Origin of the sequence: Streptomyces sp. NPDC056144, assembly GCF_042264145.1 — a bacterium.
Classification (GTDB): domain Bacteria; phylum Actinomycetota; class Actinomycetes; order Streptomycetales; family Streptomycetaceae; genus Streptomyces.
This window is the reverse complement of sequence record NZ_JBHJVF010000013.1, coordinates 117,564-132,019: the sequence shown is the minus strand read 5'-3', so window position 1 is coordinate 132,019 and position 14,456 is coordinate 117,564. Positions and strand designations below refer to the sequence as shown.

The 14,456-nt window shown below is 72.0% G+C and carries 12 protein-coding genes; 5 read left to right on the top strand and 7 right to left on the bottom strand.

What is annotated here, in order from left to right:
* Positions 1–49: 49 nt before the first annotated feature.
* The 5 genes from ftsH to dacB all read right to left on the bottom strand — a co-directional run bounded on the left by ftsH (position 50) and on the right by dacB (position 6,785).
* Positions 50–2,077: an ATP-dependent zinc metalloprotease FtsH gene (ftsH, locus tag ACFC0Z_RS29975; RefSeq protein WP_376444467.1), complete on the bottom strand. Its 2,028-nt coding sequence runs from the start codon at positions 2,075–2,077 to the stop codon at positions 50–52.
* 185 nt (positions 2,078–2,262) lie between these two features.
* Positions 2,263–2,802 (bottom strand): hypoxanthine phosphoribosyltransferase, encoded by a 540-nt coding sequence (gene hpt / locus ACFC0Z_RS29970; RefSeq protein ID WP_030219931.1) that lies wholly within the window; start codon positions 2,800–2,802, stop codon positions 2,263–2,265.
* Positions 2,803–2,843: 41 nt separating this feature from the next.
* On the bottom strand, positions 2,844–3,875 hold the full coding sequence (gene tilS, locus ACFC0Z_RS29965) for a tRNA lysidine(34) synthetase TilS (protein ID WP_376444465.1): 1,032 nt from the start codon (positions 3,873–3,875) through the stop codon (positions 2,844–2,846).
* Positions 3,876–4,094: 219 nt separating this feature from the next.
* The gene (locus tag ACFC0Z_RS29960; RefSeq protein ID WP_376444462.1) at positions 4,095–5,234 is read right to left on the bottom strand and encodes a zinc-dependent metalloprotease; all 1,140 of its coding nucleotides are present in this window, start codon (positions 5,232–5,234) and stop codon (positions 4,095–4,097) included.
* A 69-nt stretch (positions 5,235–5,303) separates the two neighbouring features.
* Positions 5,304–6,785 carry a D-alanyl-D-alanine carboxypeptidase/D-alanyl-D-alanine-endopeptidase gene (dacB, locus tag ACFC0Z_RS29955; protein ID WP_376444460.1) on the bottom strand — a complete coding sequence of 494 codons (1,482 nt, stop codon included), beginning with the start codon at positions 6,783–6,785 and terminating at the stop codon, positions 5,304–5,306.
* A 103-nt stretch (positions 6,786–6,888) separates the two neighbouring features.
* On the opposite strand from dacB, the gene ACFC0Z_RS29950 reads away from it, so the two are divergent.
* Together ACFC0Z_RS29950 and ACFC0Z_RS29945 are read left to right on the top strand one after the other, a co-directional pair.
* The gene (locus tag ACFC0Z_RS29950) at positions 6,889–7,380 is read left to right on the top strand and encodes an inorganic diphosphatase (RefSeq protein WP_360811567.1); all 492 of its coding nucleotides are present in this window, start codon (positions 6,889–6,891) and stop codon (positions 7,378–7,380) included.
* Between the two features lie 129 nt (positions 7,381–7,509).
* Entirely contained in the window at positions 7,510–9,162 is a 1,653-nt protein-coding gene (locus ACFC0Z_RS29945; RefSeq protein WP_376444456.1) for a threonine/serine exporter family protein, read from the top strand.
* A 79-nt stretch (positions 9,163–9,241) separates the two neighbouring features.
* On the opposite strand, the gene ACFC0Z_RS29940 is transcribed toward ACFC0Z_RS29945, so the two are convergent.
* Positions 9,242–9,949: a DedA family protein gene (locus ACFC0Z_RS29940; RefSeq protein ID WP_376444453.1), complete on the bottom strand. Its 708-nt coding sequence runs from the start codon at positions 9,947–9,949 to the stop codon at positions 9,242–9,244.
* Between the two features lie 176 nt (positions 9,950–10,125).
* Here ACFC0Z_RS29940 and ACFC0Z_RS29935 point away from each other — a divergent pair, with 176 nt between their 5' ends.
* The 3 genes from ACFC0Z_RS29935 (at position 10,126) to ACFC0Z_RS29925 (ending at position 13,336) form a co-directional block, all read left to right on the top strand.
* Positions 10,126–10,494, top strand: coding sequence for a YbjQ family protein (locus ACFC0Z_RS29935; RefSeq protein WP_376444451.1), 369 nt, complete (start codon positions 10,126–10,128; stop codon positions 10,492–10,494).
* Positions 10,495–10,572: 78 nt separating this feature from the next.
* Positions 10,573–11,862 (top strand): ion channel protein, encoded by a 1,290-nt coding sequence (locus ACFC0Z_RS29930; protein ID WP_376444448.1) that lies wholly within the window; start codon positions 10,573–10,575, stop codon positions 11,860–11,862.
* Between the two features lie 55 nt (positions 11,863–11,917).
* On the top strand, positions 11,918–13,336 hold the full coding sequence (locus ACFC0Z_RS29925; RefSeq protein WP_376444446.1) for a glutamate decarboxylase: 1,419 nt from the start codon (positions 11,918–11,920) through the stop codon (positions 13,334–13,336).
* Here ACFC0Z_RS29925 and ACFC0Z_RS29920 read toward each other — a convergent pair.
* Positions 13,330–14,439 (bottom strand): WD40/YVTN/BNR-like repeat-containing protein, encoded by a 1,110-nt coding sequence (locus ACFC0Z_RS29920; RefSeq protein ID WP_376444443.1) that lies wholly within the window; start codon positions 14,437–14,439, stop codon positions 13,330–13,332. The two genes, ACFC0Z_RS29925 and ACFC0Z_RS29920, sit on opposite strands and share 7 nt — an antisense overlap.
* Between the last annotated feature and the right edge of the window lie 17 nt (positions 14,440–14,456).

Sequence of the window (14,456 nt, the reverse complement as noted above, 5' to 3'; positions counted from 1 at the left end):
AGGCTAGAACCTGTGAGGGCGTGGCTTCCATTCCGGGGGGTCCGGCCGGTCAGTCCTCGGGGGTGTCGACCGGGGCGATGTCGATGCCCTTGGTCGTGTCCACGGGGGTGGCCGAGCCGGTCGCCGTGCCGTTCGCGCTGTTCGTCAGGGCGAGCTCCTTGGGGGAGAGCACCGGCGGACGCGTGGACGGGGTGCGGCGGGAGGAGCCGGTCCAGGCCGGGCGGGCCGGGCGGCGGACGATGGGGGCGAAGATCTCGGCGATCTCCTCCTTGCCCAGCGTCTCCTTCTCCAGGAGCGCGAGAACCAGGTTGTCGAGGATGTCGCGGTTCTCGACCAGGATCTCCCACGCCTCGTTGTGCGCGGTCTCGATGAGCTTCTTGACCTCTTCGTCGACCAGCGCCGCGACCTCTTCCGAGTAGTCACGGCTGTGCGCCATCTCGCGGCCGAGGAACGGCTCCGTGTTGTCGCCGCCGAACTTGATCGCGCCGAGACGCTCGGTCATGCCGTACTGCGTGACCATCGCGCGGGCCGTGGCCGTGGCCTTCTCGATGTCGTTGGCGGCGCCGGTGGTCGGGTCGTGGAAGACCAGTTCCTCCGCGGCGCGGCCGCCCAGCATGTACGCCAGCTGGTCGAGCATCTCGTTGCGCGTGGTCGAGTACTTGTCCTCGTCCGGCAGGACCATCGTGTAGCCCAGGGCGCGGCCGCGGGACAGGATGGTGATCTTGTGGACGGGGTCGGAGTTCGGCGAGGCCGCCGCGACGAGGGCGTGGCCGCCCTCGTGGTACGCGGTGATCTTCTTCTCCTTGTCCGACATGATCCGGGTCCGCTTCTGCGGGCCCGCGACCACACGGTCGATCGCCTCGTCCAGAGCCTTGTTGTCGATCAGCTTCTGGTCGCTGCGGGCCGTGAGCAGCGCCGCCTCGTTGAGGACGTTGGAGAGGTCCGCGCCCGTGAAGCCGGGGGTGCGGCGGGCGACGGCGCCGAGGTCGACGTCCGGGGCGACCGGCTTGCCCTTCTGGTGGACCTTGAGGATCTCCAGACGGCCCTGCATGTCCGGACGGTCGACGGCGATCTGCCGGTCGAAGCGGCCGGGGCGCAGGAGGGCCGGGTCGAGGATGTCGGGGCGGTTGGTCGCCGCGATGAGGATGACGCCGCCCTTGACGTCGAAGCCGTCCATCTCGACGAGCAGCTGGTTGAGCGTCTGCTCGCGCTCGTCGTGACCGCCGCCGAGGCCGGCGCCGCGGTGGCGTCCGACGGCGTCGATCTCGTCGACGAAGACGATGGCCGGGGCGTTGGCCTTGGCCTGCTCGAAGAGGTCGCGGACACGCGAGGCGCCGACACCGACGAACATCTCGACGAAGTCGGAGCCGGAGATCGAGTAGAACGGCACACCGGCCTCGCCGGCGACGGCGCGCGCGAGGAGCGTCTTGCCGGTTCCGGGCGGGCCGTAGAGCAGAACGCCCTTGGGGATCTTGGCGCCGACGGCCTGGAACTTCGCGGGCTCCTGGAGGAATTCCTTGATCTCGTGGAGTTCCTCGACGGCCTCGTCCGAGCCGGCGACGTCGGCGAACGTGGTCTTCGGCGTGTCCTTGGTGATGAGCTTGGCCTTGGACTTGCCGAACTGCATGACGCGGGAGCCGCCGCCCTGCATCTGGTTCATCAGGAAGAGGAAGACGACCACGATGAGGACGAAGGGGAGGAGCGAGAGAAGGATCGAGACGAGGGGCGACTGCTTCGTCGGCGAGACGGTGTAGCCCTTCTCGATCTGCCCGGCCTCGAACTTCTGCTGCAGCTTGTCGGCAATGTCCACACCCTGGCTGCCGATGTAGCTGGCCTGGACCTTGCTGCTGCCGTCGATCTTGGTGTCACCGGAGAGTTCGATCTTGACGATCGCGTCGTCGCCGGTGGTGATCTTTGCCTGCTTGACCTGGTTCTTGTCGATCGCCTGGACGACCTGGCCGGTGTCCACCGTCTTGTAGCCCTCGGACGAGCCGACGACCTGCATCAGCACGACCACGGCGAGGACGGCCAGCACGATCCACATGACCGGCCCACGGAAGTATCGCTTCACGTCCATCCATACGGAGCGAGAACGCCCCGTCCCTCCTGCCCGTAGGAAAATGCTGCTGTGAGAGCTGCTATGTGAAAAAGCTGTTCTTCGGACGGTACCTCAGCATCGTCGCCCGCGACCGCCTTCCCGTGGTTCAACGGGGGGAAGGCGGTGCGGGTTCCCCGTATGGCGGGGGTTTCGACGGGGGTGGGTCAGCCGCCGTAGACGTGCGGGGCGAGCGTGCCGACGAACGGAAGGTTCCGGTACTTCTCGGCGTAGTCGAGGCCGTAGCCGACGACGAACTCGTTGGGGATGTCGAAGCCGATCCACTTGACGTCGATGGCGACCTTGGCGGCCTCGGGCTTCCGCAGCAGGGTGCACACCTCGAGGGAGGCGGGCTCGCGGGAGCCGAGGTTCGACAGGAGCCAGGACAGCGTCAGGCCGGAGTCGATGATGTCCTCGACGATCAGGACGTGCTTGCCCTTGATGTCGGTGTCGAGGTCCTTGAGGATGCGGACGACGCCCGAGGACTGGGTGCCCGCGCCGTACGAGGAGACGGCCATCCAGTCCATGGTGACGGGGGTGGAAAGGGCGCGAGCCAGATCCGCCATCACCATCACCGCGCCCTTGAGGACGCCGACGATGAGCAGGTCCTTGCCCGCGTATTCCGCGTCGATCTTCGCGGCCAGCTCTGCCAGCTTGGCGTCGATCTCTTCCTTGGTGATGAGCACCGACTGGAGGTCGGTGCCCATGTCCTTCTCGTTCACCCGGGTCACTTTCGTTGCAGCGTTCGTCAGCCTTGCCGGATGACCAGTCTGCCACCCTGGCGGCGGGCTTCCACCCGTCCGGGCAGGTTGATGGCCCCTTGGCCGCGCCAGCCGGTGATGAGGCGGTCCACTTCCTCGATGTGCCGGGCGAAGAGGGAACCGGCCGGGGCGCCTTCGGCGATGACGGCGCGGCGCAGGACGCGGCGGCGTACGGCGGGGGGCAGTCCGTGGAGTTTGGCGCACTCCAGGGCGCCCGCCTCGTCGCGTACGGCGGTCTCGGCGTCGGCCGCCCAGGTGTCGAGGGCGTCGGCGTCGTCCCGGGAGAGTTGGGCCGTTCGGGCGAGGGCTTCGACGACTCCCTTGCCGAGGGCCTTCTCCAGGGCGGGGAGCCCCTCGTGGCGGAGGCGGGAGCGGGTGTAGGCGGGGTCGGTGTTGTGGGGGTCGTCCCAGACGGCGAGTTCCTGCGCGATGCAGGCCTTGCGGACGGTCTGGCGGTCGAGCTGGAGGAAGGGGCGGCGGTAGCGGCCGGAGGCCCCGGAGATGGCGGCCATGCCGGAGAGGGAGCGGATGCCGGAGCCCCGGGCGAGGCCGAGGAGGACGGTCTCCGCCTGGTCGTCGCGGGTGTGGCCGAGGAGGATCGCGGTGGCGCCGTGTCGTTCGGCGGCGGCGTCGAGTGCGGCGTAGCGCGCGTCGCGCGCGGCCGCTTCGGGCCCGCCTTCGCGGCCGACGGTGACGCTGACGGCCTCGACGGGGGTGAGGCCGAGGGCGGTCATGCGGGCGGCGACCTCGGCGGCCCGGGTGTCGGAGCCGTCCTGGAGGCCGTGGTCGACGGTGATGCCGCCGGCGCGCACGGGGAGTTTGCGGGTCTCGAAGGCGAGGGCGGAGGCGAGCGCCATCGAGTCGGCGCCTCCGGAGCACGCGACGAGGACGAGCGGCTCTTCGGCCGCCGGGTGCGCTGAGTGCCCCGCGGCGAGCGCGGCGGTGTGTTCGGTGAGGACGTCGTGGAGTACGCGGCGGACCGCCAGGCGTATCGCCGCGACCGCAGGATGGGGACCCATGTCCGGTGCCCTTCGTGATGGAGTGGGGTGCCTCGGTCGGTGTCTTAACGGTCGGAACAGGGGGTTCGGTCACTCAGTCAGTCACTCAGAGTGCGTCGATGGTGACAGAAACCCGCCCCTTACCCGAGCATTGCACGGCCCACCCCCCGCCCAGGGTCCCTCGGACGGGTGATTGGTGGGTGTTCCGATGGCGTTCTTACGTCGTCCGACGCACCTGTCTCACGAGTCTGCCCTACGGTGCACCCGCGCGATCCAGTCGGCCGGGGCGGCGATCTCCGCCTTGGTCGGGAGCGTGTTGGGCGAGGTCCACACGCGGTTGAAGCCGTCCATGCCGACCTGGTCGACGACGGCGCGGACGAAGCGCTCGCCGTCGCGGTACTGGCGGAGCTTGGCGTCGAGGCCGAGGAGCTTGCGCAGGGCGAGGTCGAGGCGGGAGGCGCCGCGCGCCCGGCGCTGCTGGAACTTCTCGCGGATCTCGGCGACCGAGGGGACGACGTCGGGGCCGACGCCGTCCATGACGTAGTCGGCGTGGCCTTCGAGCAGGGACATGACGGCGGTGAGGCGGCCGAGGATCTCGCGCTGCTCGGGGGTCTGGACGATCTCGACGAGGGAGGGGGAGGGTTCACCCTCCTCGGCCTCGGGGCGGCCGCCGGAGAAGGCCTGGACGGCTTCACGGAGGCGCTCGACGAAGGTGCCGGGGTCGACGTCCGTGGCGGCCAGGAATGACTGGATCTCGCCCTGGAGGTGGTCGCGGAGCCAGGGGACGGCGGTGAACTGGGTGCGGTGGGTCTCCTCGTGGAGGCAGACCCAGAGCCGGAAGTCGTGCGGGGAGACCTCCAGTTCGCGCTCGACGTGGACGATGTTCGGCGCGACGAGGAGGAGCCTGCCGCCGCCCTCGGTGCTCCCGGGGAGGTCGCGGGTGACGGGGGCGAAGGTCTCGTACTGGCCGAGGATGCGGGAGGCCAGGAAGGACAGGAGCATGCCGAGTTCGACGCCGGTGACCTTGCCGCCGACGGCGCCGAGGACCGCGTTGCCCGGGGTGGTGGAGCGGCGCTCCTGCATCTTGCCGAGGAGCGGGCTGAGGAGTTCGCGGAAGCCGGCGACGTTGGCCTTGATCCATCCGGCGCGGTCGACGACGAGGACGGGGGTGTCGTGGACGTCGGCGCCCTCGGGGAGCATCCGGGTGTAGGCGCGGACGTGCCGCTCGGAGGCCTTGGCGTGCTTGCGGAGTTCGGCGACGACCTCGCGGGCCTCGTCGCGGCTGACTTCGGGTCCGGGCCGCACGAGGCGGGTCGCGGTCGCGACCGCGAGGTTCCAGTCGACCATCCCGGATGTGCCTGCGCCACCGATGCTCGTCATGCGTCAACCGTACGGGCTCCGCGCCTGTTCGGGGCCGGTTCGGGCCGCTCGTCCTCGCGCGGGGCGGGGTCAGGCGCGGCCGGTGAGGGCGGCGGAGAGGCGGTCGAGGGCGGGCTGGGCCTCGTACGGGGAAAGGGTCTGTCCGGCGAGGAAGGCGAAGGCCAGGAGGCGGCCGTCGGCGGTGACGACGGTTCCGGCGAGGGTGTTGACGCCGGTGAGGGTGCCGGTCTTGGCGCGCACGAGTCCGGCCCCCGCGGGGGCGGTGTCGAAGCGGCCGGCGAGGGTGCCGGTGAAGCCGCCGACGGGCAGGCCGGTGAGGACGGGCCGCAGGGCGGGGCGGGCGGGGTCGGCCGCGCGGGTGAGCAGGCCGGTGAGGAGGGCGGCGGAGACGCGGTCGCGGCGGTCGAGGCCGCTGCCGTCGGCGAAGCGGGCCCCGGCGAGGGGCAGTCCGAGGCCGGCGAGTTCGTCCCGTACGGCCTTGCCCGCGCCGTCGAAACTCGCGGGCTGCTTCCGGGCGAGGGCGGTCTGCCGGGCGAGGGCCTCGGCGAGGTCGTTGTCGCTGTGGGTGAGGGTGCGCTCGGCGAGGTCGGCGAGGGGCGCGGAGTACGTACGGGCGAGGGGGGCGTCCTTCGCCGGCGCGGCGGCCTTCGGCGGAGCCTTCGGGGCGGGGGCCGGGGCGCCGGTGAGCTTGATGCCGGCGGCCTTGAGGAGGCCGGCGAAGGCGGTGGCCGTGTCGCCCGCCGGGTCGGCGGTGCGCGGGGCGGGGCCGCTGTGGCTGCCGTCGAGGCGGCCCTCGTCGGTCATGAGGGCGGTGACGGGCGCGAGGTTCTCGTTGGGGCCGATGGGGTGAAGGGCCGGCCCGCCGTAGAGGTGCGTGTCGTAGGCGAGGCGTACGGAGGTGTGGCCGCGTTTCCTCAGGGCGCGGGCGGTGTCGCCCGCGAGGGCCTTGAGGCGGGCCGGGTCGAGGGTGGGGTCGCCGCCGCCGACGAGGGTGACGGTGCGGCCGTCGGGGGTCGCGGTGACCGTCGTCGGGATGCGGTGGTCGGGGCCGAGGGCGGAGAGCGCGGCGGCGACGGTGGCGATCTTGACGGTGGACGCGGGCGTCATCGGGGTCCCGGCCCCCTCGCCGAAGAGCTGCGCGCCGGTGGCGGTGTCGACGACGGAGGCCGTACGGAGGGAGCCGAGGCCGGGGTCGGCGAGGAGCGGCACGAGGGTGGCGGCGAGATCGGCCGGACGGGTGGCCGGAGGGGTGGCGGGACGCGTAGCCGGTCCGGCCGGGGGGACGGCGGCGGTGTCCGGGGCCGGGAGGGCCCGCAGGACTCCGGGGGCGCTGGGGGCCGGGGCGGGCTTGGCGGGGCGGGGCGGGGCCGCGGCCGGGGCGGGGGCGGGTGCGAGACGCGTCACACCGGGGGAAGCGGCGGCCGCGTGGGCCCGCTCGGCCGTACGCTGGCCCCCGTCCCATGGTCCGGACGCGGCCACCGCCGCGGTCGCCAGGACGAGTCCGAGGGCGGCGGAACCCGCCGTGAACTGCCACGCTCTCGGCTCTGGCATGTGATGACCAGCCCCTTTCGCGATCACACCCGTGCGTGAGGGACACTTAACCACCGCGCGCCGTCGCGAGCATTCACTTGTGTTGATTCAGGAGGAGCCACCCGTGGAGTTCGACGTTCTCATCGAGATCCCCAAGGGATCCCGCAACAAGTACGAGGTCGACCACGAGACCGGTCGCATCCGTCTTGACCGTCGCCTCTTCACGTCGACGGCCTACCCGACCGACTACGGCTACGTCGAGAACACCCTCGGCGAGGACGGCGACCCGCTGGACGCGCTGGTCATCCTCGACGAGCCCACGTTCCCGGGCTGCCTGATCAAGTGCCGCGCCATCGGCATGTTCCGCATGACGGACGAGGCCGGCGGCGACGACAAGCTGCTCTGCGTCCCGGCGACGGACCCGCGCATGGAGCACCTGCGCGACATCCACCACGTGTCGGAGTTCGACCGCCTGGAGATCCAGCACTTCTTCGAGGTCTACAAGGACCTGGAGCCGGGCAAGTCCGTCGAGGGCGCCGACTGGGTCGGCCGCGCCGAGGCCGAGGCCGAGATCGAGCGCTCCTTCGCGCGTCTGAAGGAGCAGGGCGGCCACTGAGCCCCCTGCCGGAAGGCGGTGCACCCCTTCGGGGGGCACCGCCTTTCGCATTCGGGGGTGCACCCCTTTCGCACGTCTGTCACACCTTCATACTGGAATCCACGATTCCCTGGGGATGAGGCGGACAGAGTGGTGGCGGAGCCGGAGGACGGCGCTCCTGAGGACCGGAAGCCGCAGTCGGACGAGGCACGGAGCGCGTTCGTCCCCCCGGCCGGGGTCGAGCAGCCCGCGCCGCCGGAGGAGGAGCACCCGACCTCCGAGTTCGCGCTCCCCGAGGGGTTCACGGCGGAGGCGCCGGCCGAGCCGGAGGGTTCGGCGTTCGCCCCGCCCGCCACGTACTCGGCGAAGAGCTCCCCGCCCGCCTTCACCCCGGCCTTCGGGGTGCCGATGGTGCGGATGTCGCAGGACGCGCCCTGGCAGGACCGGATGCGGACCATGCTGCGGCTGCCGGTGCACGACCGGCCGGTGCCGGAGGCGCCGCGCAAGGAGGACGAGTCGGGGCCCTCGGTGCCGCGCGTCCTCGACCTGACCCTGCGCATCGGCGAGCTGCTGCTCGCGGGCGGGGAGGGCGCGGAGGACGTCGAGGCGGCGATGTTCGCGATCTGCCGCTCGTACGGGCTCGACCGGGTCGAGCCGACGGTGACGTTCACCCTGTTGTCCGTCACGTACCAGCCGTCGCTGGTCGACGACCCGATCACGGCGAACCGGACGGTACGGCGACGGGGCACCGACTACACGCGCCTGGCGGCGGTCTACACGCTGCTCGCCGACATCAACGACCCGGACCAGGAGGTGTCGCCGGAGGACGCGTACCGGCGGCTCGCGGAGATACGGCGCAACCGGCACCCGTACCCGGGGTGGGTCCTCACGACGGCGGCGGGCATCCTCGCCGGCGCCGCCTCGGTGCTGCTCGGCGGCGGGGCGACGGTCTTCCTGGTGGCGGCGCTCGGCGCGGTGCTCGGCGACCGGCTGGCGTGGCTGTGCGCGGGGCGCGGACTGCCGGAGTTCTACCAGTTCCTGGTGGCGGCGATGCCGCCGGCGGCGATGGGCGTGCTCCTGACGCTGTTCCACTCGGACCTGCGGCCCTCGGCGGTGATCACCGGTGGCCTGTTCGCGCTGATCCCGGGGCGGGCGCTCGTCGCGGCCGTGCAGGACGGCCTGACCGGTTTCTACATCACGGCCTCGGCGCGGCTCCTGGAGGTCGCGTACTTCTTCGTGGCGATCGTCGTGGGCGTCCTGTCGGTTCTCTACATCGCGGTGCAGTTCAACGCGCAGCTGAACCCGGAGGGGGCGCTGCGGCCGGTGGAGCGGCCGGTGACGCAGATCATCGCGTCGATGGTGCTGTGCGCGACCTTCGCGATCCTGTTGCAGCAGTCGCGGGCGACGGTGGTCTTCGCGACGCTGAACGGCGGGGTCGCGTGGGTGGTCTACGCGTCGATAGCGGTGACGGCGGGGGGCTCGACCGTGATGGCGACGGCCGTGGCGGCCGGGCTCGTGGGTCTCTTCGGGCAGCTGATCGCCCGCCATCTGCACACGTCCTCGCTGCCGTACGTGACGGCGGCGATCGGTCCGCTGCTGCCGGGTTCGGCGACGTACTTCGGAGTGCTCGCCATCGCGCAGAACAACACGGACCAGGGCTTCGCGTCGCTGGCGAAGGCGGCGGCGCTGGCGCTCGCCATCGCGATCGGGGTGAACCTGGGGAGCGAGCTGGCCCGGTTCTTCATCCAGGCCCCGGGCGCGGGCGCGGCACGCAGGTCCGCGAAGCGCACCAGGGGCTTCTGACCGAAACAGGGGCTCCTGGCGGACCGGGAAGGTCCGCCGGAAGCCCCTGGTGCGGGTGCGGTGCCGGTACGGCGGTGGGTCAGCGCTTCGCGTGGCGGCCGCGGCTCGCCGGCGGGTTCGGGGTGCCGGGGCCGTCGTGGTCGCCGTTCTGCGCGGGCGGGTTCTTCTTCGCCTGCGAGCGGGCGCGGAGCAGCTCGATCGCGACCGGGATGACCGAGACGAGGACGATGCCGACGAGGATCGCCTCGATGTGCTTGTGGACGAACTCGACGTTGCCCAGGGAGGCGCCGAGGAGGGTGACGCCCGCGCCCCAGAGCACGCCGCCGATGACGTTGAAGATGATGAACGAGCGGTAGTTCATCCGGCTGACGCCCGCGATGATCGGCGTGAACGTCCGGACGATCGGGACGAAGCGGGCCAGGATGAGCGACTTCGGGCCGTGCTTCTCGAAGAAGGCGTGGGCCTTCTCCACGTTCTCCTGCTTGAAGAGCTTGGAGTCGGGGCGCTTGAAGAGCGCGGGGCCGACCTTGCGGCCGAAGAGGTAGCCCACCTGGTCGCCGATGATCGCGGCGGCGACGACGAGCGTGCACACCAGCCACAGCGGAGTGTCGATCTTGCCGGTGGTGACCAGGAGACCCGTGGTGAAGAGCAGCGAGTCGCCGGGCAGGAAGAAGCCGATGAGGAGACCGGACTCGGCGAAGACGATGACGAGGACACCGATCAGACCAAAGGTCCCGATCAGGTTGTCCGGGTCGAGCCAGCTCGGTCCGAGGGCAAGCGTGTTCACGGGGTTCCGGGCTCCTGCGGTTCGGTGGGGGCTGGGCACCTCCCACGGGGGTGCCTTGGGGGACGGCGCGCCCCAAGCTATCAACGTGAGGCGAACGCGGGCGGTTCCAGTCGGCGCCCACGGGATGCGGGAAGTCCGGACCGGCCCGAGGCTGGGAGGTCAGGAGGTGTGTGCCGATGGGCATCGAGGAATTCGGAGGCGGCCAGGTGCCGCAGTCCGACGTACTGGTCGTGACCACGAACGACGTGCCGGGCTACGAGGTCCGGCAGGTCATCGGTGAGGTCTTCGGGCTCACCGTGCGCTCCCGCCATCTGGGCAGCCAGATCGGCGCGGGTCTGAAGTCGATGATCGGCGGCGAGCTGAAGGGCCTGACGAAGACCCTCGTCGAGACGCGGAACCAGGCGATGGGACGGCTGGTGGAGCAGGCGCGGGCGCGCGGGGCGAACGCGGTGCTGATGTTCCGCTTCGACGTGACGGAGGCGGCCGATGTCGGTACGGAGGTGTGCGCGTACGGCACCGCGGTGGTCATCGCGCCACGCGCCTGAGCCCCCGGCCCGTCAACCAGCGGCCAAATAACTCCGTTTCGGGATGTTGTGCGGCTTTTGCTCACTTATGGTGGTGCGGTGGCCACTGATCATGCTCCGTCCGCGTCGCCGTCCTCCCCCGCCGAGGCCCCCCTACGCGTCCTGCTCCCCCTGGTCCTGCCCGCGCTCGTGGTCGGTGTGGCGGCGAGCCTGCTCTTCCTCGGCATCAGCAAGCTCGCCGAGGAGTTCCAGGGGGTGCTCTGGCACGACCTGCCCGACGCCCTCGGCATCGGCGGGTACTCGTCCCTCTGGATGATCGTCATGCTCACGGCGGCCGGTGTCGCCGTGGGCCTGGTCGTGTGGAAGGTGCCCGGCCACGCCGGGCCCGACCCGGCGTCCGAGGGCCTCGGCGGGGCGCCGCTGGCCCCCGGCGTCGTCCCCGGCCTCCTCCTCGCGAGCACGTTCACCCTGGCCGGCGGCGTCAGCCTCGGCCCCGAGAACCCGATCATCGCGGCGAACATCGCCCTCGCGTACTGGCTCGGCCGCAAGGCCGCGCCCGTGCTGCCCGCCGCCGTCTGGGTCTCCCTCGCCTCGGCCGCCACCATCGGCGCCCTCTTCGGTACGCCGGTGGCCGCCGCCCTCGTGCTCTCCGAGGCCCTCGCCTCCCAGCCGGGACGCGGCTCGCTCTGGGACCGGCTCCTGCCGCCGCTCGTCGCCGCCGGCGCGGGCGCGATGACGACCCAGCTGCTCGCCGAGCCCAGCTTCGACATGGGCCTTCCGACGCTGACGAACCCGGGCTTCGGCGACCTCCTCGCCGCCATGGTCATCGCCTCCGCCGCGGCCGTCTACGGCCTCGCCTCCTGCTACCTCTTCCCGCACGTCCACCGGGCCTTCCGGAAACTGCGCCACCCGATGCTCATGCTGCCGGTCGGCGGTCTCGTCCTCGGCCTCCTGGGCGCGCTCGGCGGGCACGAGACGCTCTTCAAGGGCCTGGAGGAGACCAGGGAGCTCACCGAGAACGTCGGCACCTGGTCCTCCGGCGAGCTCGCGAAGTTCGCCGCCGTGAAGCTCATCGCCCTCGTCATCGCCGCCTCCTGCGGCTTCCGGGGCGGCCGGATCTTCCCCGCCGTCTTCATGGGCGCCGCCTTCGGCCTCCTCGCCCAGGCGCTCGTCCCCGAGGTCCACCCGGCGGTCGCCGTCTCCTCCGCCGTCCTCGGCGTCCTGCTCGCCACCACCCGGCAGGGCTGGATCAGCCTCTTCACCGGCGCGGTCCTGGCCGCCTCCCCGGCGATGCTCGCCCTGCTCTGCATCGCCTCCCTCCCGGCCTGGCTGATCGTCACCGGCCGCCCGCAGCTCGAACTCGACCACGAGGGCAACGCCCTCCGCTGACCCCACAGCCACAGCCATCGCCCCGAGGAAGTCCCACGAGGAAAGGAACCGCACCATGCCGCTGCACCAAGGTCCCGCCGCCTCCCCGTCCGAGCCCGAGCGCCGGCTCGCGCTCAACCCCTTCTACGGGGCGGCCGACCCGGTCGGCGGCATGACCGAGGCCCCGCCGCACCACCGCCTCCCCGACGGGCCGATGCCCCCGACCAGCGCCTACCAGCTCGTCCACGACGAGCTGATGCTCGACGGGAACTCCCGGCTCAACCTCGCCACCTTCGTCACCACCTGGATGGAGCCCCAGGCCGGTGTCCTCATGAGCGAGTGCCGCGACAAGAACATGATCGACAAGGACGAGTACCCGCGCACCGCCGAACTGGAGCGCCGCTGCGTCGCCATGCTCGCCCACCTGTGGAACGCGCCGGACCCGGCCACCGCCGTCGGCTGCTCCACCACCGGCTCCAGCGAGGCCTGCATGCTCGCCGGACTCGCCCTCAAGCGCCGCTGGGCGAAGAAGAACCCCGACCGGTACCCGTCCACCGCCCGCCCCAACCTGGTCATGGGCGTCAACGTCCAGGTCTGCTGGGAGAAGTTCTGCGAGTTCTGGGAGGTCGAGCCCCGGCTTGTCCCCATGGACGGCGACCGCTTCCACCTGGACGCCGAGTCCGCCGCCGCCCTCTGCGACGAGAACACCATCGGCGTCGTCGCCGTCCTCGGCTCCACCTTCGACGGCTCCTACGAACCCGTCGCCGACATCTGCGCGGCCCTCGACGCCCTCCAGGAACGCACCGGCCTCGACATCCCCGTCCACGTCGACGGGGCCTCCGGCGCCATGGTCGCCCCCTTCCTCGACGAGGACCTCGTCTGGGACTTCCGCCTCCCCCGCGTCTCCTCCATCAACACCTCGGGACACAAGTACGGCCTCGTCTACCCCGGCGTCGGCTGGGCCCTGTGGCGGGACGCCGGCCACCTCCCCGAGGAGCTCGTCTTCCGGGTGAACTACCTCGGCGGCGACATGCCCACCTTCGCCCTCAACTTCTCCCGCCCCGGCGCCCAGGTCGTCGCGCAGTACTACACCTTCCTCAGGCTCGGCCGCGAGGGCTACCGCGCCGTCCAGCAGACCTCCCGGAGCATCGCCCGCGGCCTGGCCGAACGCGTCGAGGCCATGGGCGACTTCCGCCTCCTCACCCGCGGCGACGAACTGCCCGTCTTCGCCTTCACCACCGCCCCCGACGTCACGAACTACGACGTCTTCGACGTGTCACGGCGCCTGCGCGAGAACGGCTGGCTCGTCCCCGCCTACACCTTCCCCGCCAACCGCGAGGACCTCTCCGTCCTGCGGATCGTCTGCCGCAACGGCTTCTCCGCCGACCTCGCCGCGCTCCTCTGCGAGGACCTCCACCGGCTCCTCCCCGAACTCCGGCGCCAGCCGCACCCGTTCACCGGCGACAAGGACAAGGCGACCTCGTTCCATCACTGATCCGGAGCGGCGGTGCCGGCCGTGCCCTCCTCGCCGCAGGCGAGGAGGAACGGCGCCCACCGGACCCCGTCCCGCGTGATCCCGTACTGGCACGGGGCCTCCTCGCGCAGCAGGCCGAGGGCCGTCCGGCGGACGTACGAGGTGCCGTCCTCCAGCTCCGTGAAGGTCTTCCCGCCGTCCACGCTCCGGTACCCGGAGAACATCGCGGCGATCTCCACCCGGTCGCCGGGTCCCGGGACCGGCAGCCCGAGGAGGGACCGGGGCTCCCGCTCCGCGCCCGTGGTCCACATCCGCCGCCAGGTCCGGCCGCCGTCGACGGAACGGTGCAGGGCCCGCATCGAGTTGAGGATCTCCTCGCCCTCCGTCAGCTCCCCCATCTCCGCCGCGTAGACGGCGGACGGGCCGACCACCACCGCCGTGTACCGGCCGGGTCCGGCCGCCGGGCTCGGCAGGACGCTCACCCGCCAGCTGCGGCCCGCGTCCCGGGAGACGGCGACCGCCGCCCGGCCGGTGCGCGGATCGGCCCCCGAGACCCACCAGGACCCGTCCGGCTCCGGCAGCGGCGCCGGGGCCGGGTGCGCGCCGAGGAGCGGCACCCGGGCCAGCGCCCGCCGCCGCCCGTCCACCGGCGAGACCACGACGAGCCGCTGCCGCGCGCAGTCGTCGGGTACGGCTCCGGCGGGCTCCGCGCAGTCGGTGGCGAGCACCGCGTCCGCCGGGATGTCCGGGGTCGTGCCGACCGTACGGCCGTCCCCCCGGCGCCAGGTGCGGCCGCCGTCCCGGGTGAACCAGGTCCGGGTTCCGGGCTCGTCGGAGAAGTCCTCGATCAGCGCCCGCCCGGGGCCCAGCGGCAGCAGGCCGGCGGAGACGCCCTCGGTCCCGCGCGTCTCGGGCAGCGGCGAGCGCCTGGCCACCCACTCCTTGGCGCCGGTGTCGAGGACCGCCACGTACTGGCGGCAGAAACCGTTCTCCGGTGCCGCCGGGTCCCCCACGCAGTCCGCGAGCAGCGCGAACCCGCTGCCGTCGCGCGCGAACACCGGGGTGTACGCCCGCCCCGGGAGCCCCGGCTGGGACGGGATCGCGGGTGGGGACGTGAGGCGCACGGGTGGGGGCGGGAAGG

Bases quoted from the DNA above. Each gene is read 5' to 3' on its own strand.
- ACFC0Z_RS29960 (WP_376444462.1), bottom strand. From the start codon at position 5,234: ATGACGAGCATCGGTGGCGCAGGCACATCCGGGATGGTCGACTGGAAC.
- ACFC0Z_RS29935 (WP_376444451.1), top strand. From the start codon at position 10,126: ATGGGCATCGAGGAATTCGGAGGCGGCCAGGTGCCGCAGTCCGACGTA.
- tilS (WP_376444465.1), bottom strand. From the start codon at position 3,875: ATGGGTCCCCATCCTGCGGTCGCGGCGATACGCCTGGCGGTCCGCCGC.
- ftsH (WP_376444467.1), bottom strand. From the start codon at position 2,077: ATGGACGTGAAGCGATACTTCCGTGGGCCGGTCATGTGGATCGTGCTG.
- hpt (WP_030219931.1), bottom strand. From the start codon at position 2,802: ATGGGCACCGACCTCCAGTCGGTGCTCATCACCAAGGAAGAGATCGAC.
- dacB (WP_376444460.1), bottom strand. From the start codon at position 6,785: ATGCCAGAGCCGAGAGCGTGGCAGTTCACGGCGGGTTCCGCCGCCCTC.
- ACFC0Z_RS29925 (WP_376444446.1), top strand. From the start codon at position 11,918: ATGCCGCTGCACCAAGGTCCCGCCGCCTCCCCGTCCGAGCCCGAGCGC.